Genomic DNA, 20,977 nt, shown 5'->3' with positions numbered 1-20,977 from the left:
CCTCAAGGGGGAGGGGGATTCTGCGGCGTCGGCGGCCCCCTCCCCCTTGAGGGGAGGGGTAAGGGGTGGAGGTACCGTTTGGGGCCACGTTCACTGCTGCTCCTCCCGAAGGCGGAAGCGCTGGATCTTGCCGGTCTGGGTCTTCGGCAGCGACGCCACGAACTTTACCGAGCGAGGGTATTTGTAGGGCGCGATCGTCGCCTTGACGTGCTCCTGCAGCAGCTTGACTGTCCCGGCATCGGCGGGAACGCCCGCGACTAGAACCACATGCGCCTCGACGATCTGGCCGCGCTCGCCGTCGTCGGCGCCGATGACCGCGCATTCCATGACGAGGTCGTGGGACAGCAGCGCTGCTTCGACCTCCGGGCCGGCGATGTTGTAGCCGGCAGACACGATCATGTCGTCGGAGCGCGCGGCGAAGCGGAAGCGGCCGTCCTCATCCTGGATGAAACTGTCGCCGGTCAGGTTCCAGCCGTCGCGGACGTAGTCGGCCTGGCGCGCGTCGGCGAGATAACGGCAGCCTGTCGGCCCACGAACGGCCAGACGGCCGACCTGCCCGCGCGGCACCTCGTTCATGTCCTCGTCGACGATCTTCGCCTCGTAGCCTGTGACCGGCCTGCCGGTGACGCCCGGCGCACGATCGTCGAGCCGGTTGGTAATGAAGATGTGCAGCATCTCGGTCGCGCCGATGCCATCGAGGATCGGCTTGCCGGTTTTTTGCGTCCACTCTTCATAGACGGGGGCTGGCAGCGTCTCTCCAGCGGACACCGCGATGCGAAGCGACGACAAATCCGCCCCCTCGTCCATCGCCTTCATCATGGCCCGGTAGGCGGTGGGGGCGGTAAACGAGATCGTCGCTTTGTACTTCTCGATGATCTCGATCATGTTGGGCGGGGTAGCACTTTCCAGAAGTGTCGCGGCCGCGCCGAAGCGCAGCGGGAACACCGCCAGCCCCCCGAGGCCGAAGGTGAAGGCGAGCGGCGGCGAACCGACGAACACGTCGTCTGGGGTAACGCCCAGCACTTCCTTCGCATAACCGTCTGCGATGATGAGCACGTCGCGGTGGAAGTGCATCGTCGCTTTAGGCACCCCGGTCGTGCCTGAGGTGAAGCCCAGCAGGCAGACATCGTCGCGGCCGGTCTTCACAGCGTCGAAGGTGACCGGCTTGTCGAGAGCCGCGCGGTCGAGCTCGGCATCGTGGTTGGCTGTGCCGTCGAAGCCCACGACCTGTTTCAGAAAGCGGCTGTCCTTGGCGCAGGCGACGATCTCGTCCTTGATGCGCGTGTCGCACAGCGCCAGCGAGATCTCCGCCTTGTCGACGATCTTGGCGAGTTCGCCGGCGCGCAGCATCGGCATGGTGTTGACCACCACAGCGCCGGCCTTGGTGGCGGCCAGCCAGCAGGCGACCATCGCCGGATTGTTCGGCGCGCGTATGAGGATGCGGTTGCCGGGCCTGACGCCGTAGTTCTCGACCAGCGCGCGGGCGAGCCGGTTGGTCCAGTCGGCAAGCTCCTTGTAGGTTCGGCGGCGGCCGTTGCCGATCAGCGCGGTGCGGTCGCCGAATCCCTTCTCGACCATACGGTCGGTGAGTTCGACCGCGCAATTCAGGTATTCCGGATAGTCGAAACCGGCCTGCGGGAGCGCCGGCCACTGGTCGAGCGGCGGGAGACTGTCTCGCGTGAACGTGTCTGTGTGGGCGGTGGGACCGAACTGCATCATCCTGCTCCCATAACCTGCCGCGCGATGACGACCTTCTGGACGTCGGACGCGCCCTCATAGATGCGCAGGGCCCGGATTTCGCGATAGAGGCTCTCGACGATGTGCCCCCTGCGCACGCCGTCGCCGCCGTGAAGCTGCACCGCCTTGTCGATGACCTGCTGCGCGCGGTCGGTCGCGTAGAGCTTGGCCATCGCGGCCTCGCGCGTGACGCGCGGCGCGCCTGCATCCTTGGTCCACGCGGCGCGGTAGACGAGCAGGGCCGCGGCATCGACATCCAGCGCCATGTCGGCGACGTGGCCCTGCACCATCTGCAGGTCGAACAAAGGCGCGCCGAAAAGCCGGCGATCGCGGACGCGCGCCACGCTTTCATCCAGCGCGCGGCGTGCGAAGCCGAGGGCCGCAGCCCCAACGGTTGAGCGGAACACGTCGAGCACAGACATGGCAATGCGGAAGCCTTCGCCGGGTTTGCCGATAAGCGCGGAAGCGGGCACGCGAACGTCGTCGAAGGAGAGCGTTGCCAACGGATGCGGCGCGACGACCTCTATGCGCTCGCCAACGGTGAGGCCCGGCGTGTCGGCGGGCACGACGAAGGCCGAGATGCCCTTCGCGCCCGGGCCCTCGCCGGTGCGGGCGAAAACGCAGTAGACATCGGCGATGCCGCCGTTTGAAATCCAGGTCTTCTCGCCAGAAAGCACATAGTCGCCGCCGTCGCGCGTGGCGGTCATCTCCATGTTGGCGACATCGGATCCGGAGCGGGGCTCGGACAGCGCGAAGGCGGAGATCGCCTTGCCGGAACGGGTCCTATCCAGCCACCGGCGCTGCTCGGGCGTGCCGAACAGGCTGATCGCGCCGGTGCCGAGGCCCTGCATGGCAAAAGCGAAGTCTGCAAGGCCATCGTAGCGGGCAAGCGTTTCACGCGTAAGACAAAGCTTACGCACATCGAGCGGATGCGGATCGGTCGGATCGACGGCGGTAGGCTGAAGCCAGCCGGCCTCGCCCAGCATGGCGACGAGCTTGCGGCAGGCGGCGTCGATGTCGGAGTGGTCGACCGGCAGGTTTGCCTCGCACCACGCATCGAGGCGCTCGGCGTGCTCGCGGTGACGGTCCTCGAAGAACGGCCAGTCAAGGAATGAGCGGTCAGGCATCCTCAATTCCCCTCAAACACCGGACGCTCTTTGCCCACGAACGCATGGTACGCCCGCGAAAAATCCTGCGTCTGCATGCAGATCGCCTGAGCCTGGGCTTCCGCCTCGATCGCCTGCTCCAATCCCATTGACCATTCCTGGTTGAGCTGGGTCTTGGTGATGCCGTGCGCGAAGGTCGGGCCGGATGCGAGCTGGCGGGCGAGCTTGAGCGCTTCGGCCTCAAGCTCGGCGGCCGCGACGAGGCGATTATAGTAGCCCCAGCGCTCGCCCTCCTCCGCGCTCATCGAGCGGCCGGTATAAAGCAGCTCGGCGGCGCGGCCCTGACCGATGATGCGCGGCAGCATGGCGCACGCGCCCATGTCGCAGCCGGCAAGCCCGACGCGGGTGAACAGGAAGGCGGTCTTGGCTTCCGGCGTCGCCAGCCTGATGTCGGACGCCATGGTGATGATCGCGCCGGCGCCGACGGCCACGCCGTCTACCGCCGAGATGATCGGCTTGCCGCAGGCGAGCATCGCCTTGACGAAATCGCCGGTCATGCGCGTGAACGCAAGGAGGTCCTTCATGTCCATGTCGACCAGCGGGCCGATGATGTCGTGCACGTCGCCGCCCGAGCAGAAATTGCCGCCGTTCGGCAGGAAGACGACGACATCGACATCGTCGGCGTAGACCAGGTCGCGGAAGGTGTCGCGCAGCTCGGCGTAGGACGCGAAGGTGAGCGGGTTCTTGCGCTCCGGCCGGTCGAGGCGGATGGTCGCGACGCGGTCGTCCACGCTCCACAGAAAATGCTGGGGCTTCAGGCCCGCCATCTGGGTCAATGCTCGCTCTCCCAATTGCTGCGGAACGCCTTGAGCATGGACGACAGCTTGCGCGCGTCGCCCTCGCTCACCTCGGCAAGCAGTTCCGCTATCCAGATTTCATGTGCGGCCGCCATTGCGGCGAAGCGCTCCGCGCCCGCATCCGTCAGCCGTACGATGGATGTGCGGCGGTCGCCCTCCCGGTTGGACCGCACGACGAAGCCGTCGGACACGAGGCGATCGACGATGCCGGTGACGTTGCCGTTCGACACCAGAAGGAAGCGCGACAGGTCGCTCATCAGCATGCCTTCGGGCTGGCGATTGAGCGCCGACATCACGTCGAAGCGCGGCAGGGTGGTGTCGAAGTTGGTCTTGAGACGCTCGCGCAATTCGCCTTCGACAATGCGCGCGGCCCGCAGAAGCCTGATCCACAGACGCAGGCGGTCCTTGCTGGCTGGCGGTGCTTCGAGCGTGTCGAGTGTGGCGTCCATCAGACCTCGCCTCCCGACAGCGCGATGGCCTGACCGTTGACCGAACGCGCGCCCTCGCCGCACAGCCACATGACCGTGTCGGCCACCTCCTGCGGGGCGATGATGCGGCCCTGCGGATTGTCCTTTGCGATGGCTGCGCGCGCTGCCGCCTCGTCGCGGCCGGTCTTGTCCAGGATGTTGGCGACGGTGCGCTCCAGCATCGGCGTCTCGACATATCCGGGGCAGACGGCGTTGACGGTGATGTCGGTCTGCGCAAGCTCGGCCGCGAGCGCCCGCGTCAGCCCGACGACGCCATGCTTGGAGGCGACATAGGCGGAGATGTATGGTGCGCCCTTCAACCCGGCGATTGAAGCTATGAACACGATGCGGCCCTTGCCCGCCTTGCGCATCGGATCGATCGCAGGGCGCACCGTGAGGAACGCACCGGTGAGATTTACGGCCAGCGTCTGCTGCCAGAGGTCGAGCGAGGTGCGACCGGCCGGCGCGCTGGAGCCCATGCCGGCATTGGCGACGACGATGTCGAAAGCGCCGCGCGCGGCGGTAGCCTTCTCGTAGAGCGCGGCGACCGAAACCTCGTCGGTGACATCGGCGGCAAGCGCATGGATGCGCGTATTGCCGGCGGCGACGGCCTCAAGCGCCTCGATGCGGCGGCCGCATATCGTGACCTCGACGCCCTGCGCGGCGAGCGCCTCGGCAATGGCCTTGCCGATGCCAGTGCCGCCGCCTGTCACGAGGGCGTGGGTGCCAACCATCACCATCACACCTTCCCCGTCATCTGTTCGGGACCGCGTTCTGCCAGACGATAGAGCTGGTCGCGGCCGGGCAAATAAGGGTCGGGCCATTTGACGCCCTTGTCGGCAAGTTTCGCCGCCGCGTGCAGTGTCCAGTACGGATCGGCCAGATGCGGGCGGGCGAGGCAGACGAGGTCGGCGCGACCGGCCATCAGGATAGAGTTGACGTGGTCGGGCTCGTAGATGTTGCCGACAGCCATGGTGGCCATGCCGGTCTCGTTGCGGATGCGATCCGAAAACGGGGTCTGGAACATGCGGCCATAGACCGGCTTCGCCCGCTGCGAGGTCTGGCCGGCCGAGACGTCGCAGATGTCGACGCCGGCCTCCTGCAGGATGCGTGCGATGCTGACTGCCTCTTCCGGCGTGACGCCTTCGTCGCCGACCCAGTCATTGGCGGAGATGCGAACGGAGATCGGCTTGTCGGCGGGCCAGACGGCGCGGACAGCGTGGAACACCTCAAGCGGCCAGCGCATGCGGTTTTCGAGCGACCCGCCATATTCATCGGTGCGCAGATTGGTGAGCGGCGAGATGAAGGAGGACAGCAGATAGCCGTGGGCCATGTGAAGTTCCAGCATGTCGAAGCCGCATCGATCGGCCATCTCGGCGGCGGCGACGAACTGGTCGCACACCATATCCATGTCGGCGCGGTCCATCGCCTTCGGCGTCTGGTTCTTCGGCGACCACGGCGTGGCGGAGGCCGAGAGCAGCGGCCAGTTGCCGTCCCTCAATGGTGCGTCCATCTCTTCCCAGCCGAGCTGGGTGGAGCCTTTGGCACCCGAATGGCCGATCTGGGCGCAAATCTTCGCGTCGGTCTCGGCATGGACGAAGTCGACGATGCGCTTCCACACCGCCTCGTGCTCCGGCTTGTAGAAACCTGGGCAGCCGGGTGTGATGCGGCCTTCTGGCGACACGCAGGTCATCTCGATGTAAACGAGGCCAGCACCGCCCTTGGCGCGCTCGGCGTAGTGGACGAAGTGCCAGTCCGTCGGAGTGCCGTCGACGGCTCGGTACTGTGCCATGGGCGAGACGACGACGCGGTTCTTCAGCTCCATACCGCGCAGGCGGAACGGCGCGAACATCGGCGCGCGGTTGGAGTTGGCGGCGGCACCAGCCTGGCGCTGGAACCAGTCTTCCGCGCCGCCCAGCCATGCCGCGTCGCGCAGGCGCAGGTTCTCGTGGCTGATGCGCTGCGAACGGGTGAGCAGCGAATAGTTGAACTGGACGGGATCGAGGTCGAGGTAGCGCTCGACCTCCTCGAACCACTCCATCGAGTTGCGTGCCGCCGATTGCAGGCGCAGCACTTCCAGCCGGCGTGCATCCTCATATTTCGTGAAGGCGGCTTCCAGAGTGGGTTCGGAATGGAGGTACTCGGCCATGGCGATGGCGGATTCCAGCGCCAGCTTGGTGCCCGAACCGATGGAGAAGTGCGCCGTCGCAGCCGCATCGCCCATGAGCGCGATATTCCTGTACGACCAGCGCTCGCACAATACGCGCGGGAAGTTGATCCACGCCGAGCCACGAATGTGGTTGGCATTCGTCATCAGCGCGTGGCCGCCGAGATGATCCCTGAAAATCCGCTCGCAGACGGCGATGGATTCCTGCTGGCTCATCTGCCCGAAGCCGAATTTTTCCCACGTCGCTTCGGTGCATTCGACGATGAAGGTCGCGGTGTCGGGATCGAACTGGTAGGCGTGCGCCCAGACCCAGCCATGCTCGGTCTTTTCGAAGATGAAGGTGAAGGCGTCGTCGAATTTCTGCTTCGTGCCAAGCCAGACGAACTTGCACTTGCGGGTGTCGACGTCGGGGCGGAAATGTTCGGCGAAGGCCGTGCGGGTGCGCGAGTTGAGCCCGTCGGCAGCGATGACGAGATCGTATTCGCCCATCAGTTTTTCTTGGTCGGCGATCTCGGCCTGGAAGCGGAGGTCGACGCCCAGTTCGCGGGCGCGCTCCTGAAGCAGCAGCAGCAGCTTCATGCGCCCGATGCCGCAGAAGCCGTGGCCGGTGGAGACCGTACGCACGCCCTTATGAACTACGGCGATGTCGTCCCAGTAGGCGAAGTGCTCGCGGATGGCGGCCGCACTCCGGGCGTCGTTTGCGGCCAGATTGTCCAGCGTCTCGTCGGAAAGAACCACGCCCCAGCCGAAGGTGTCGTCGGCGCGGTTGCGCTCGAAAACGGTGACCTCGTGAGCCGCATCGCGCAGCTTCATCGAAATCGCAAAGTAGAGGCCAGCGGGTCCCCCGCCAAGCACTGCGACCTTCATCCGCCGTGTTCCCTGCTTATTATGTTTTGAAGGAGGATTGCACCAAAGGCGGCTTCCTTCAAGCATAAAATTTCAAGGTTGAAATAATCTGGAGACTGGACAGGATGGCCCGGTCCGCGCCATGGATCGGGCGCAATGGAGAGGGGAGCGCGATGTTCTATCACCGCATCGACGACTGGGACGACGCCTACGCCAACGGCGCGAATATTCCGCAGGGCGAACGCTGGCCGAACGCCTGGGTCGAGCCGGCCAGGAGTTTTCGCGAGCGGCTGGAAGCGGAGGGCCGGGCGCGGCTCGACGTCTCCTACGGCGACGCGGCGCGAAACAAGCTCGACCTGTTCATGCCGGAAGGCACGCCGAAGGGCCTCGTCGTTTTCGTGCATGGCGGGTTCTGGCTAAGGCTGGACAAGAGCTTCTGGTCGCATCTTGCGGCCGGCCCGCTGGCGCATGGGCATGCGGTGGCGATGCCATCCTATACGCTGTGCCCGGACATCCGCATTTCCGGCATCGTCACGGAGGTCGGTCGCGCGGTGGAGAAGGCCGCGTCGATGGTGGAAGGGCCGATCCGGCTGACGGGGCATTCGGCCGGCGGGCATCTGGTAACGCGGATGATAAGCGCGACCTCCCCTCTGCCCGACGCCGTGCGGGCGCGTATCGTCAACACCGTGTCGATATCCGGCGTGCACGACCTGCGCCCGTTGATGGCGACGAAGATGAACGAGGGGCTCACGATCGACGCTGCCGAGGCGCGCGCCGAAAGTCCCGCTCTGCTCGAGCCCATGCAAGGCGCGCGGCTGGCGTGCTGGGTGGGGGCGGCCGAGCGGTCGGAGTTCGTGCGGCAGAACGCGCTTCTGGCCAACGCCTGGACCGGGCTGGGGGCAACGACACTGGTGATGGAAGAGCCCGACAGGCACCATTTTGACGTCATCGACGGGCTGGCCGACCCGAACCACGCGCTGACGCAAACGCTGTTGACAGGCTGACCCCCAGGCCCGACTTTGGCTCACCACTGACGAGGAATATGATGAGAGCAGTTTTCGTGCAGCTTCAGGTTTCGCCGGGAAGGACCTACGAGGTCGCCGACGAATTGTTCAAGCGCGAGGTCGCTTCGGAACTCTATTCGACCAGCGGCGACTACGACCTGCTGATGAAGGTCTATATCGACGAGGGCGTCGATATCGGCAAGTTCATCAACGATAACGTCGCCAACGTGCCGGGCATCGTGCGCTCGCTGACAACGCTGACCTTCAAGGCGTTTTGAGGCTTTACATTATACTTTCCAGCGTCTGCCGCTGGCGGTGCATCTCCAGAAAGACGCGGTAGTCGCGGTCGAAGCGGTCGCGGGCGGCCGGGTTGGGCGCGCGTTCGCGGCCGCGCTGGCTCATGCCGACGCAGGCGTCCTCCAGCGAGGGATAGAGGCCGGCCGCCGCAGCCGCGACCATGCCCGAGCCGAGCAGAACCGCCTCGCCACCCAGCGGCTCGACCACGCGGCAGCCGGTGGCGTCGGCATAGAGTTCCATGAGGATGGGGTTGCGCGTGTGGCCGCCGGTGACGTGCAGCGTGTCGATGACGAAGCCCTTGCCGTTGAGCGTGTCGAGGATGTGACGCACGCCCAGCGCGATGCCGACGCAGGTGCGCCAGTAGAGCCGCGCGAGGCTGTCGAACGAAGCGTCAAGCGTAAGCCCCGATATGACGCCCAGCGCGTGCGGGTCGGCCAGCGGTGAGCGGTTGCCGTGGAAATCCGGCAGGACGTGGAGACGACCGGCGAGGTCGAGCCCTTCGACAGCGCGCAATTGCCCAATACGCTCGCCGATGCGGCGGTGCGTCTCCGCGGTGGGATCGCCCCCTGCCCCATGCCAGCGGATGACGTGGTCGAGCAGCGCGCCGGTGGCGGACTGGCCGCCCTCGATCACCCACAAGTCCGGCAAAGTGACGCCCCAATAAGGCCCCCAGGCGCCGGCAAAAGATTTCTTGTCGGTGGACATCGCCATGACGCAACTGGACGTCCCCGCGATGAGCGCCATGTGGCGCTCGATCTCGTCGCGGTCGGCGGCAAAGCCACCGAGAACGCCGAGCGCGCCGGCATAGGCATCCACCAGACCCGTGCCGACACGGCAGGCGGTGGTGAGACCGAGGGCGGCTGCGGCCTCTGCCGTCAGCGGACCGAGATCGGAACCGACCGGCATGGCGCGTTCCGGCAAGCCACCGCGTTCGGGCATGTCGCCGATGCCGAGCGTGTCGAAGAAATCGCCCTGCCAGCCCGGCGTTTCATGCGCGAGATAGGTCCACTTGCAGGCGAGCGTGCATTGGGAGCGTGCGGTCGAACCCGTGGCCATGAAGGTGAGGAAATCGGCAAGATCGAAGAAATGCGCCGCAGCAGGCCAGCTTTGCGGCAGGTGGCGCTTGACCCACATCAGCTTGGGCGTCTGCATCTCGGGCGACATCACGCCGCCGATATGATCGAGCACCTTGTGGTCGGTCGCGGTGCATTCGTCCGCCTCGTCAAGCGCGCGATGATCGAGCCAGACGATGGTATCCCAGCGCGGCTGGCCCGACGTCGACAATGTAAGTTGCTGGTTACGATTATCCCGCGCCACCAGCGAGCATGTCGCGTCGAAGCCGATGCCCGCCACAGCGGACGGTGACGCCCCCGAGGCCTCCAGCGCCTGGCGCACTGCGGCGCAGACCGCGGCCCAGATGTCGAGGGAATCGTGCTCGGCATGGTCGGCCTGCGGCCGGTTCATCGCGATGGCGTGCTCGCCGCGCCCGAGCATTCGCCCCGAGCGGTCGATAATGCCGGCCCGTGCGCTTCCCGTTCCCACATCGACGGCACAGACCAACCTTCCGCTCACCTGGCATCCGCCTCCGCCACCAGCGAGGGCAGAAGGCGCATGTCGTCGAAGACCAGATCGGGCTTGAGCACCTCGAATGCCGTGCGCAGCCCGCCTGCCTCGGCATGCGACCCGCCGGCAAAGGCGAACACACGCATGCCGGCGGCCTTGGCCGCCTCGATGCCTGCCGGGCTGTCCTCGATGACGAGGCATGCCTGCGGCTGTGCGCCCATCCTGGCGGCGGCATGCAGGAACAAGTCGGGGGCTGGCTTTCCTCGCTTCACCATGGTGGCACTGTAGATGTCCGGTTCGAGCAGGTCCAGCAGGCCGGTGAGCTCGAGCGAGAGGCGGATGCGTTCAGGCCGCGAGGAAGAGGCGACGCAGCGGCGGTTGGGAAGCGTCAGCAGCGCCTGACGGATGCCCGCAATCGCCTTGAGCTCGGCGCGGAAGCGCGCTGACATCAGCTCGCGCGTATCGGCAAGGTGCTCTTCGGTTAAGACCAGCCCGTATTCGGCGGCCAGCGTATCGCCGATGGTGGTCATGGAACGACCGAGAAAGCGCTGGTACGCGGTGGCCTCGTCGATGTCGTGGCCGGCGCGTGCAATGACCTCGCGCAGAACGGCAATCGAGATCGGCTCGCTATCGACCAGAACGCCATCGCAATCGAAGATGACGAGGTCGGTGCTTGTGGTCATGCGGCTCGGTGCTCCGGCGGGGCCGGTCAGAGGGAGCCGGCGAGGTAGGATTCAAGTGTCGCCCTCGCGCCCTTTTCCCAGACAGTGCGGAGATTGCTGGCGAAGCGCCCGGCGAAGACGGGTGATTTGCCTGTATCGCCGAAAATGTCGGAAAGCGCCAGAAAGGCGCCGGGATCATCCTTCGCGCGCAGCGCCGCTTCCTTCAGCCGTTCGGCAGCCGCGTCGTTGGGCGGGATGATGCGGCCCGAATCGCTGACGCCAGTGCAGTAGCGGCACCAGAGTGCGGAGACCAGCGACAGGCCGGTGACGCTCTGGCCGGCCCTCAGCCTGTCTGCGGCGGAGGGCAGGATGAATTTGGGTTGGCGGTTGGAACCGTCCTGGCAGAGCCGCGCGATGGTGTCGCCGATCTTCGGATTGGCGAAGCGGCGCTCGATCAGCGAGAAATAGTCGTTGAGGTCCGTGTCCGGCACGGGCGGCACGACGGGGATGATCTCCTCGCGCTCGAGCTTTTCGAGAAAGCGGCGGATCAGCGGCTCCTCCATCGCCTCATGGACGAAATGGATGTCCATCAGCGCTGCCGGATAGGCGATGGCCGCGTGGCCACCATTGAGGATGCGGATCTTCATCAGCTCCCAAGGGGAAACGTCGTCCACGAAGGTGACGCCGACCTTCTCCAACGCCGGGCGGCCGGCGGGGAAACGGTCCTCCAGCACCCATTGCCGGAACGGCTCGCAGAAGACGGGCCATGCGTCCTCGACGCCGAACTCGTCGCGCAGGATTGAGCGCTCGCGATCCGTCGTCGCCGGCGTGATGCGGTCGACCATGCCGTTCGGAAAGGCCACTTCGTCATGGATCCATTTCGCCAGATCAGCATCGACCAGCGCAGCGAGCCCCGCCACGGCGTCCTGCGTGACGTGGCCGTTGCCGGGGATGTTGTCGCAGGACATGACCGTGAAGGGCGGGGTGCCTGCCTCGCGCCGGCGCATCAGGCCTGCAAGGATGAGGCCGAAGACGGTCTTGGGCTGTGCAATGTTTGCGGCATCGGCGCGGATCGCGGGATGGTCCGGGTCGAACCTGCCCGATGCCGGGTCGATGAAATAGCCACCCTCGGTGATGGTCATCGAGACGATGCGGATGGCAGGCGCCGCCAGCTGCGCGATGACAGCATCGGTCGCGCCGGGCTCGATGAAATCGATCATCGCGCCTGTGACGCGCGCGCTTATGTGGCCGCTATCCTGCTCGACCACGGTGGTCAGAAAATCCTGCCCGGCAAGCCGGTCGCGCCCGACCTTCTCGGCGTCGAGCACGCCTGCGCCGACGATCGCCCAGTCGCGCCCCTCGCCCGCATTGAAAAGCTCGTCGAGATAGACCGCCTGATGCGCGCGATGGAAGTTGCCGACGCCGAAATGGACGATGCCGGGCGAAAGGTCGTCGCGGCGATAGCGTGGCCGCGCGACCCGATCCGGCAGGCGATCGAGCCCGGCCAGGGAAAGCTTCTCGGTCATCGCGATGCGTCTCCCCTGCTGAACGGCGCGGGACTGGCTGGCTGCCGGCGCATCAGATCGCCTCGCCTGCTTCGTTGAAGCGATGAATCTTGCCCGGTTCCGGCGTCAGCCAGACCTGATCGCCGTGATCGACCGCAAACTCACCATCAGCACGCGCCGTCACCTGTCCGATGCCGTCCACCTGGATGTGAAGGAAGGTGTCGGAGCCCAGATGCTCGGCGACGCCGACGGTGCCCTTCCAGGTGCCCGATGCGGTGGAAAGCTTGAGGTGCTCGGGCCTGACGCCGATGGTCTGCGCGCCGTGCTTGGCTGCTTCCGCGCCGGTGATGAGGTTCATGCGCGGCGAGCCGATGAAGCCAGCGACGAACAGGTTGCGCGGGCTGCGGTAGAGCTCCAGGGGCGAACCGACCTGCTCGATGTTGCCGGCGTTGAGCACCACAATCTTGTCGGCCATGGTCATCGCCTCGACCTGGTCGTGGGTGACGTAGATCATGGTGGTGGCCAGTTGCTGGTGAAGTTCGCTGATCTCCAGCCGCATCGTGCCGCGCAGCGCGGCGTCCAGGTTGGACAGCGGCTCGTCGAACAGGAACGCCTTGGGCTGGCGCACGATGGCGCGGCCGATGGCGACGCGCTGGCGCTGGCCGCCGGAAAGCTGGCCGGGGCGGCGTTCGAGATAGTTGGTGAGGTTTAGGGTGGTGGCGGCCGAGCGCACCTTCCTGTCGATAGTGTCCTTGTCGACCTTCGCCATTTTCAGGGGGAAGGCGATGTTGTTGTAGACGCTCATATGCGGGTAGAGCGCATAGGACTGGAACACCATGGCCAGACCGCGCTTTGCTGGCGCTTCGTCGGTCACCTCCCTGCCGTCGATGAGGATGGTGCCCGAGGTGGTGTCTTCGAGCCCCGCGATCAGCCGCAACAGCGTGGACTTGCCGCAACCGGACGGCCCGACGAAGACCACGAACTCGCCGTCGGCGATGTCGAGGTCGATGTCGGGAATGATGACCGTCGCGCCAAAGGCCTTGTGAACGTTCTTGAGCGTGATGTTACCCATGGCTCCCCTCCCGAAACCTATTTGACCGCGCCGAAGGTGAGGCCGCGTACGAGCTGGCGCTGCGAGAACCAGCCCATGATGAGGATGGGGGCGATGGCGAGCGTGGACGCCGCCGAGAGCTTGGCCCAGAACAGTCCCTGCGGGCTCGAGAACGAAGCGATGAAGGCGGTGAGCGGGGCGGCGTTGGCCGCCGCGAGGCGCAGCGTCCAGAACGCCTCGTTCCAGGCGAGGATGATGTTGAGAAGCATGGTCGAGGCGATGCCGGGCACCGCCATCGGCGTCAGCACGTAGATGATCTCGCCTGAAAGGCTGGCCCCATCCATGCGCGCGGCCTCGAGAATCTCGCCCGGTATCTCGCGGAAATAGGTGTAAAGCATCCACACCACGATCGGCAGGTTGATGAGGGTGAGGATCATCGTGAGGCCGATGCGGGTGTCGAGAAGGCCCGTGTCGCGGAAGATGATGAACAGCGGGACCAGCACGCCGACGGCCGGCATCATCTTGGTCGACAGCATCCACATCAGGATGTCCTTGGTGCGCTTAGTAGGCGAGAACGCCATCGACCACGCCGCCGGGATGGCGATGATGAGGGCCACAAGCGTGGAGCCCAGCGCGATGACGACCGAGTTCATGAACGGCTTGAAATAGTCGTTCTGCTGCTGCACCGCGACATAGCTCTCCAGCGTGAAGGACGGGATCAGGTTGATGCCCGCGATCGCCTCCGGCTCGGTCTTCAGCGAGGTGATGACCATGTAGAGGATGGGGAAGAAGATCACGAACGCGACCAGCCAGGCGGCAAAGGTGGCGATGACCTTGTGACGGGTGGATACTCTGCGCGCCATGATCAGATTCTCCCCGCATGAGAGGCCGTGCTGGACCACCCCCACCTCTTACCCCTCCCCTCAGGGGGGAGGGGGGTTCTGAGACGCTGGTGCCCTCCTCCCCCCTGAGGGGAGGGGTAAGGGGTGGGGGCAAGACGGATGTTTTTCATCTCTTCTTCCCTCACCGATCCAGGTTTCGGCCCACCGCGCGCATCAGGAAGATGGCGACGATGTTGGCGAGGATGACTGCGATGACGCCGCCGGCGGAGGCCCCTCCGACGTCGTATGACAGGAGCGCCGTGCGGTAGATGAGGAAGGCGAGGTTGGTTGACGCGTAGCCCGGCCCGCCATTGGTGGTGACGAGGATCTCGGCATAGACCGCCAGCAGGAAGATGGTCTGGATGAGGATGACAACCGTGATGGCGCGCGCCAGATGCGGCAGCGTCAGATACCAGAAGCGGTTGAGGAAGTTTGCGCCGTCCATCTCGGCGGCCTCCTTCTGCTCCTCGTCAAGCGACTGCAGGGCGGTGAGCAGGATCAGCGTGGCGAAGGGCAGCCATTGCCACGCGACGATGATGATGATGGAAAACAGCGGATACTGGGCGAACCAGTCGACCGGCTGGAGGCCGAAAAACCGGGATATGTCGGCAAAGACGCCGTAGCCCGGATGCATGATCATGTTCTTCCATACCAGTGCAGCGACCGGCGGCATGACGAAAAAGGGCGAGATGACGAGGATGCGTACGATGCCCTGGCCAAAGATCGGCTGGTCGAGCAGCAGCGCCAGCAGGATGCCGCCAACGACCGTTATGAACAGTACCCCGCCGACGAGCATCAGCGTGTTGCCGATCGCCTGATAGAAGGCCGGGTCGGTGTAGAAGTAGACGTAGTTCGACCAGCCGGCGAAGCCGCGGGTCATCGGGTTGAGCAGATTATAGTTCTGGAACGAGTACCAGATCGTCATCGACAGCGGCACGATCATCCAGATCAGCAGCAGGACGACGGCGGGCGCCATCATGAAGCGGGCGAGCGTTCTTGTCTGTCGCGTAGCCATGGCAATTCACCCTGCCGTGCAGACGTTTCCGGTGCTGTCGGGAAAAGCGGCCGCCCGGCCGAAGCCGGACGACCAAGGCTCCGGGAGGAGGCCTATTTGATGTAGCCGGCGCGGGTCATTTCGCGGGTGGCGATGTTCTGAGCCTGTGCGAGCGCGTCGTCCACCGAGGACTGGCCGGCAAGGGCTGCCGCGAAGAGCTGGCCGACCGTCGTGCCGAGGCCCTGGAACTCGGGAATGGCCACGAACTGGCCGCCCGTGTAGGGCACCGGCTTGACCGAAGGCTTGGTGATGTCGGCCGCATTCATGGCCTCAAGCGTCGGCTCCGCGAAGGGCGCCGCCTCCTTGTAGGCCGCGTTCTCGTAAAGCGAGGTGCGGGTGCCGGGCGGGACGTTGGCCCAGCCCTCCTTCTCGGCCACCATCTCGGTGTAGGCCTTGTCGGTCGCCCACGAGATGAAGGTCTGCGCGGCTTCCGCCTTGCCCGAGCTTGCCGGCACGGCAAGGTTCCACGACCACAGCCAGTGGCCGTGATTGTCCACGCCTTCCTTGCTGGGGAAGATGGCGAAATCTACCTTGTCGGCCACCTGCGAATCTTCCGGGTTCGACACGAAGGAAGCCGCGACCGTGGCGTCCATCCACATGCCGCACTTGCCCTGCTGGAACAGCGTCAGGTTCTCGTTGAAGCCGTTGGACGATGCGCCTGCCGGGCCGGCATCGTTCATGAGATCGATGTAGAACTGGAAGGCCTCCTTCCATTCCGGCTGATCGAACTGGGGCTGCCAGTTCTCGTCGAACCAGCGGCCGCCATAGGAGTTGGCGAGCGCGGTGATGAAGGCCATGTTCTCGCCCCAGCCGGCCTTGCCGCGCAGGCAGATGCCGTTCACGTCGGGGTTGTCGGCCTTGATCTTGCGTGCCGCCTCGCCGATGAACTCCCAGGTGGGAGAGGCCGGCATTTCGAGACCGGCGGCCTCGAACAGGTCGGTGCGGTACATGATCATCGCCGACTCGCCATAGAACGGCGCGGCATAGAGCTTGCCGTCGACGGTAAGGCCGCCGCGGATGGCGGGCAGCAGATCGTCGACGTCATAGTCGTCACCCAGGCCGTCGAGCTCCAGCAGCCAACCCTGCTTCGCCCAGATCGGCACTTCGTAGTTGCCAATGGTCATGACATCGTACTGGCCGCCGCCGGCCGCGATGTCGGTTGTGACACGCTCGCGCAGCACGTTCTCCTCAAGCGTCACCCACTGGAGCTGAATGTCGGGGTGCTTGGCCGTGAAGTCTTCGGCGAGCCGCTGCATGCGGATCATGTCGCCGTTGTTGACGGTTGCGATGGTGATTGTTTCGGCGAAAGCCGCGCCGGACAGAACGAGTACCGAGCAGGCGCCGAGCAAGGCAGTTCTCAGTTTCATGGATATCCTCCCTAGAACCACGATGCGCAATTGCTTATGTCTTGAGCAAATATTCACTACCCCGGCGCAGAGTCAAGGCGGATTCGTTGCTGCGGCGCAGCAAGCGAAAGCCCGGACACGGTCCGATGGGTCGGGAGTAAGCGGAAAAAGGCCCGTCAGGCGGCTGGCTGGGCTACATCGCCAGCAGTGCTGCGGCGGTGCGTTCGTCGGTCACGAGGCCGTTGACGAGGCGTGCACCGACAGCTGCGGCGATGCCCGGCAGCTTGCGCTCGCCCATTGCCAATGCAATCACCAGCGACGTTTCGCGGGAGGGTATGGGAGCGGAGGCAACGCGGTCGTTGGTGATGCCGTCGATCAGCCTGCCTTCGCTGTCGAAGGCCCAACCGACGATCTCCGCCACCGCGCCGGCCTTGCGCAGCGCGGCGAGCTCGTCTTTGGAGATGAAGCCGTCCTGATAGAGCGGGGCATCTGGACCGAGATCGCCGATGCCGACGAAGGTCACGGCGGCCTGCGCAGCGAGATCCAGCGTCGCGCGGATCAACTCCTGCCCGTGCAGCAGTTCGCGCTCCTCGGGCGAGGAGGCGATGACGGGCAGCGGCATCGGGAAAGACCGCGATTTGACCTTGTCGGCCATGGTGAAGACGACATTGTAGAATGCCGCGGAGCCGTCGGGCGCTATGTTGCCGGTCAGCGAAACCACCTTCTGGTGCGGGCAATCCATCGAAGGCAGCCGCTCGATGGCGGCCTTGAGCGTGCGGCCGGTTCCCATCGCCATGACGATAGGCTCGGGCGCGGACAAGCGCTTCTCGATCTCGGCGGCGGCAGCTTCGGCAATGCCGAGCGTGGTGGATGCGGAGGCCGGATCGCTGGGCACCACCTCGACGAAATCGAGTGCAAAGCGCTGCCGAAGCCTGTCGGCGAGGGTGAGGCAGTTGGCGATGGGGTGGTCTATGCGCACCTTGACCAGCCCCTCGGAGACCGCAAGCGAGACGAGACGCTGTGCAGACTGGCGCGACACGCCGAGCTTGGCGGCGATCTGGTCCTGCGTGTTGCCGGCGACATAATAGAGCCAGCCGGCGCGCGCAGCGTCGTCAAGCCTGGGTTTGCTGGCCTCGCGGATGGTGCTCATCGTTTCCTTTGTGGCACGAGCGCAGCCCCAACGCCGCCGTGCCGTAAGGGCCAAGTCTGGCGAGGCACGACTGCGCCGTCAACGGATGATCGCGGCAGGCGGGGCCTCACCCCTCCTGCCTGACCACCAGAACGGACGTCTTGGCGTGGCGTACCACGCGCGCCGCGTTGGGACCGATCAGATAATCTTCCGGCCCTTCGCGCCCCGCGGAAAGCACGATCAGATCGGCCTTCACCACGCCCGCATAGTGAAGGATCTGACGATAGATGGAGCCGTGCCCGACGATGTGGCGATGCTTCACCTCGGATGGCACGTGGGCGACGGTGAACTCGTGAAGAGCGGTGTTGGCGTGATCCAGCGCCGCCTTTTCGTGCTCCTTGGGAAAGAACCCGCCGACGATGGACAGGCCGTAATCGGGCACGACCGTCATGACGTGCAGACGTGCGCCAAATGCCCTGGCGTACTCAACCGCGGCCAAAATAGTCGCGACTTCGGCCTTGGCGTCACCGAGATCGACCGAAACGAGAATGTCCCTGTACATGTCCGCCTCCCTCAAGACGCCACGGCGCTTTCGCGGGCCGCACGCGACCGGCGCAGCTGCAGGAACGCCACCAGTCCGAACAGCAGGAACGCAGGGATGTAGAAGATTTCGGCCGGCATGCGGTCGGCCTCAACCTCTACGGTGGTGATCCTGACGGGCGGGTCGCCGTAGAAATCGTAGTTGCGCAGCGCGCGCGCCACCGGCGTGTTGGGATCGAGCGGCTCATCCACCAGGATGTCGTCGCCCTCGACCATGACGTCCATCCCGACGTCACGCTCGAACCGGGTTTCGCCGTCGTCGCCCTGTGGGCCGAGCTCGAACGGCAAGGTGCGCGACAGCATCCTGTCGGGGTTGTCGAAATCCGGACCTTCGATGACCAGCCGTACGATGGACTCCTCAGGCTGGGCCCCGACCACCTCGAAGAGCTGCGCGGGGGCGACGGCGCGGTAGGGCGCCTGCACCCTGTCGAGGAACAGCCCCGGCTGCAGCAGCATCAGCGTGACGAGCAGCAGAGCGGCCGACTCCCACAGTCGCGAGCGGGCAAACATGTAGCCTTGGGTGGCGGCTGCGAAAACCAGCATCGCCGTCGTCGCCTTGATGAAAATCCAGATCGCCCCGACGACACCGACGCCGATGAGCAGCAGATCGGTGTTGAAGATGAATATGAATGGCAGCAGCACAGTGCGCAGCGAATAGAAGAAAGCGGTCAGTCCGGTCTTGATGGGATCGCCGCCCGACACCGCCGCCGCTGCAAAGGAGGCGAGACCGACAGGCGGCGTCACGTCGGCCATGATGCCGAAATAGAACACGAACAGGTGCACCGCGATGAGCGGGATGACCAGACCGTTGGCAAGCCCAAGCTCGACAATGACCGGCGCCATCAGCGACGAGACCACGATGTAATTGGCGGTGGTGGGCAAGCCCATGCCGAGAATGAGGCTGATGACGGCTGTGAGGATGAGGATAATCATGAAGTTGCCGCCGGAGAGGAACTCCACGAACTCCGCCATGACCTGCCCGATGCCGGTCAGCGTGACCGTACCGACGATGACGCCGGCAGCCGCCGTGGCGCAGGCGATGCCGATCATGTTGCGCGCGCCGAGTATGAGGCCGACAATCAGGTCGCTGAAACCCTCGATGGTAGCGTCGCGCCATTCGCGCGACTGAAGCCCCCGGAACAGCGCCTTGAGTGGCTTCTGGGTTATGATGATAACCATCAGCAGCAGCACGGCGTAGAACGCCGAGAGGCCGGGCGACCGGCGCTCGATCATCAGGAACCAGACGAGTACGAAGAGCGGCAGCAGATAGTGAAGGCCGGTGCGGATGACCTCTGTCGCGATGGGCAGCTTGACCACCGGCGCGTTGGGATCGTCGAGTTCGAGATCGGGGCTTCTGGCCGCGTACCATATGAGCGCGACATAGACCGCCAGCAGGCTGAGGATGAGTACCGGAGCGGAAATCGCCGGCACCAGCATCTGCACGCCCTTGATGAACCAATAGGCCGCGCCCGCGAGGATGACGATCGAAAGAACGGTGATGCCCTGCCGCATCAGCGCCTGGCGGCGGGTGTAAAGCACCGCCTTGGGCAGCATGGGCATGTCGTTCTTCACCGCCTCGAGGTGCACGAGGTAGAGCAGCGCGATGTAGGAGATGACCGCCGGGAGGAAGGCGTGCTTGATGACCTCGATATAGGGGATACCGACATACTCGACCATCAGGAAGGCGGCCGCACCCATGACGGGCGGCATGATCTGGCCGTTGACGGATGAGGCGACCTCGACGGAGCCGGCCTTTTCGGCCGAGAAGCCGACGCGCTTCATCAGCGGGATGGTGAAGGTGCCCGTCGTCACCACGTTGGCGATGGACGAGCCCGAGATGAGGCCTGTCATCATCGAGGCGAGGACAGCAGCCTTGGCCGGCCCGCCGCGCAGATGGCCAAGCACGGCGAAAGCCAGCTTGATGAAGAAATTGCCGGCCCCGGCGCGGTCGAGCATCGAGCCGAACAGGACGAACAGGAAGACGAAGGAGGTAGAGACGCCGAGCGCCACGCCGAACACCCCCTCGGAGGTGAGCCACATCGTGCTCATGGCGCGCGCCAGCGTGGCCCCTCGCCACTGGATCATGTCTGGCAGCCAGGAGGAGTTGCCGAAAAAGACGTAGGCGAGGAAGACGACGGCAACGACGACCAGCGGCGGCCCCAGCGCGCGCCGGGTCGCCTCCAGCAGCAGGACGAGACCCAGCGATGCCGCCACGATGTCGGCGCGGATTGGTAGGCCGGGACGCTGCGATAGCTCCCGGTAGAACCAGAAGATGTAGAGCGCGCAGGCGGCAGCACCCAGCGCCAGCAGCCAGTCGATTATTGGAATGCGGTCGCGCGGGCTGGTCCTGAACGCCGGATAGGCGAGATAGGCAAGGAATAGCGCGAAGGCGAGATGGATGGAGCGGGCCTCGGCCGCGTTCAGCGTCAGGGACAGGCCTGTCACGCGCGAAAGCGTGAACGGCAGGGGCGATGCGATGTAGAGCTGGAACAGCGACCAACAAAGGGCGACGCCTGCAATGATGTAGCCGGCCAGCCCGGCCGGGTCGCGCGCGCCGGTATCGGTCGCAGCTACGAGATCCTGCAGTTCCTCGTCACTGAGCGCCGAAGTGCCCGTCGCGGATTTCGGATCGTTCGACGCCATCCTGTTCCCCTCTCGTGACGCACGCGCGCAATGCCATGTTCGATGGAAAAGAGGCGCCCGAC

General features: G+C 65.2%; 18 protein-coding genes. 2 read left to right on the top strand and 16 right to left on the bottom strand.

The features are described from left to right. Nucleotides 1-90: 90 nt before the first annotated feature. From FY036_RS08755 to FY036_RS08730, 6 genes are read right to left on the bottom strand one after another with little or no spacing between them, the layout of a single operon-like run. Nucleotides 91-1,716: an AMP-binding protein gene (locus tag FY036_RS08755; protein ID WP_148914338.1), complete on the bottom strand. Its 1,626-nt coding sequence runs from the start codon at nucleotides 1,714-1,716 to the stop codon at nucleotides 91-93. Continuing rightward, a complete protein-coding gene (locus FY036_RS08750; protein WP_148914337.1) occupies nucleotides 1,716-2,864 on the bottom strand; it encodes an acyl-CoA dehydrogenase family protein in 1,149 nt (382 codons plus the stop codon). Before FY036_RS08750 ends, FY036_RS08755 begins: the two co-directional genes overlap by 1 nt. A gap of 2 nt (nucleotides 2,865-2,866) precedes the next feature. Then, nucleotides 2,867-3,679 carry an enoyl-CoA hydratase family protein gene (locus tag FY036_RS08745; RefSeq protein WP_148914336.1) on the bottom strand — a complete coding sequence of 271 codons (813 nt, stop codon included), beginning with the start codon at nucleotides 3,677-3,679 and terminating at the stop codon, nucleotides 2,867-2,869. Continuing rightward, nucleotides 3,676-4,149 (bottom strand): MarR family winged helix-turn-helix transcriptional regulator, encoded by a 474-nt coding sequence (locus tag FY036_RS08740; RefSeq protein ID WP_148914335.1) that lies wholly within the window; start codon nucleotides 4,147-4,149, stop codon nucleotides 3,676-3,678. Before FY036_RS08740 ends, FY036_RS08745 begins: the two co-directional genes overlap by 4 nt. Then, nucleotides 4,149-4,907, bottom strand: coding sequence for an SDR family NAD(P)-dependent oxidoreductase (locus tag FY036_RS08735; RefSeq protein WP_148914334.1), 759 nt, complete (start codon nucleotides 4,905-4,907; stop codon nucleotides 4,149-4,151). Before FY036_RS08735 ends, FY036_RS08740 begins: the two co-directional genes overlap by 1 nt. Further along, a complete protein-coding gene (locus FY036_RS08730) occupies nucleotides 4,907-7,201 on the bottom strand; it encodes a bifunctional salicylyl-CoA 5-hydroxylase/oxidoreductase (protein WP_148914333.1) in 2,295 nt (764 codons plus the stop codon). The genes FY036_RS08735 and FY036_RS08730 overlap by 1 nt, the downstream gene beginning before the upstream one ends. Before the next feature lie 152 nt (nucleotides 7,202-7,353). Between FY036_RS08730 and FY036_RS08725 the strand changes: the two genes are divergently transcribed. Continuing rightward, the gene (locus FY036_RS08725; RefSeq protein ID WP_148914455.1) at nucleotides 7,354-8,184 is read left to right on the top strand and encodes an alpha/beta hydrolase; all 831 of its coding nucleotides are present in this window, start codon (nucleotides 7,354-7,356) and stop codon (nucleotides 8,182-8,184) included. Nucleotides 8,185-8,225: 41 nt separating this feature from the next. Continuing rightward, a complete protein-coding gene (locus FY036_RS08720) occupies nucleotides 8,226-8,462 on the top strand; it encodes an Lrp/AsnC ligand binding domain-containing protein (RefSeq protein ID WP_148914332.1) in 237 nt (78 codons plus the stop codon). 4 nt (nucleotides 8,463-8,466) lie between these two features. Here the strand turns inward: FY036_RS08720 and FY036_RS08715 are convergent, their stop codons facing one another. From FY036_RS08715 to FY036_RS08670, 10 genes are all read right to left on the bottom strand, one after another. Next, on the bottom strand, nucleotides 8,467-10,053 hold the full coding sequence (locus tag FY036_RS08715; protein ID WP_148914331.1) for an FGGY-family carbohydrate kinase: 1,587 nt from the start codon (nucleotides 10,051-10,053) through the stop codon (nucleotides 8,467-8,469). After that, nucleotides 10,050-10,727: an HAD family hydrolase gene (locus FY036_RS08710; RefSeq protein ID WP_148914330.1), complete on the bottom strand. Its 678-nt coding sequence runs from the start codon at nucleotides 10,725-10,727 to the stop codon at nucleotides 10,050-10,052. The genes FY036_RS08715 and FY036_RS08710 overlap by 4 nt, the downstream gene beginning before the upstream one ends. A 26-nt stretch (nucleotides 10,728-10,753) precedes the next feature. Next, the gene (locus tag FY036_RS08705) at nucleotides 10,754-12,232 is read right to left on the bottom strand and encodes a mannitol dehydrogenase family protein (protein ID WP_148914329.1); all 1,479 of its coding nucleotides are present in this window, start codon (nucleotides 12,230-12,232) and stop codon (nucleotides 10,754-10,756) included. A 52-nt stretch (nucleotides 12,233-12,284) separates the two neighbouring features. Beyond that, the gene (locus FY036_RS08700; RefSeq protein ID WP_148914328.1) at nucleotides 12,285-13,283 is read right to left on the bottom strand and encodes an ABC transporter ATP-binding protein; all 999 of its coding nucleotides are present in this window, start codon (nucleotides 13,281-13,283) and stop codon (nucleotides 12,285-12,287) included. A 17-nt stretch (nucleotides 13,284-13,300) separates the two neighbouring features. Next, nucleotides 13,301-14,125, bottom strand: coding sequence for a carbohydrate ABC transporter permease (locus FY036_RS08695; RefSeq protein ID WP_148914327.1), 825 nt, complete (start codon nucleotides 14,123-14,125; stop codon nucleotides 13,301-13,303). 160 nt (nucleotides 14,126-14,285) lie between these two features. Further along, nucleotides 14,286-15,158 carry a carbohydrate ABC transporter permease gene (locus tag FY036_RS08690; protein ID WP_148914326.1) on the bottom strand — a complete coding sequence of 291 codons (873 nt, stop codon included), beginning with the start codon at nucleotides 15,156-15,158 and terminating at the stop codon, nucleotides 14,286-14,288. 92 nt (nucleotides 15,159-15,250) lie between these two features. Continuing rightward, nucleotides 15,251-16,564, bottom strand: a complete 1,314-nt coding sequence (locus FY036_RS08685; RefSeq protein ID WP_148914325.1) for an ABC transporter substrate-binding protein — start codon at nucleotides 16,562-16,564, stop codon at nucleotides 15,251-15,253. Between the two features lie 172 nt (nucleotides 16,565-16,736). Next, nucleotides 16,737-17,693 carry a sugar-binding transcriptional regulator gene (locus tag FY036_RS08680; protein ID WP_148914324.1) on the bottom strand — a complete coding sequence of 319 codons (957 nt, stop codon included), beginning with the start codon at nucleotides 17,691-17,693 and terminating at the stop codon, nucleotides 16,737-16,739. Between the two features lie 106 nt (nucleotides 17,694-17,799). Further along, entirely contained in the window at nucleotides 17,800-18,234 is a 435-nt protein-coding gene (locus FY036_RS08675) for a universal stress protein (RefSeq protein ID WP_148914323.1), read from the bottom strand. Between the two features lie 11 nt (nucleotides 18,235-18,245). Next, nucleotides 18,246-20,915, bottom strand: coding sequence for a TRAP transporter permease (locus tag FY036_RS08670; protein ID WP_148914322.1), 2,670 nt, complete (start codon nucleotides 20,913-20,915; stop codon nucleotides 18,246-18,248). Nucleotides 20,916-20,977: the final 62 nt, after the last annotated feature.

The sequence above is a fragment of the Neoaquamicrobium microcysteis genome, from assembly GCF_008180155.1.
GTDB lineage: Bacteria > Pseudomonadota > Alphaproteobacteria > Rhizobiales > Rhizobiaceae > Aerobium > Aerobium microcysteis.
Note: the sequence above shows the minus strand (reverse complement) of the source record. Positions and strands in the feature narration are given on the sequence as shown.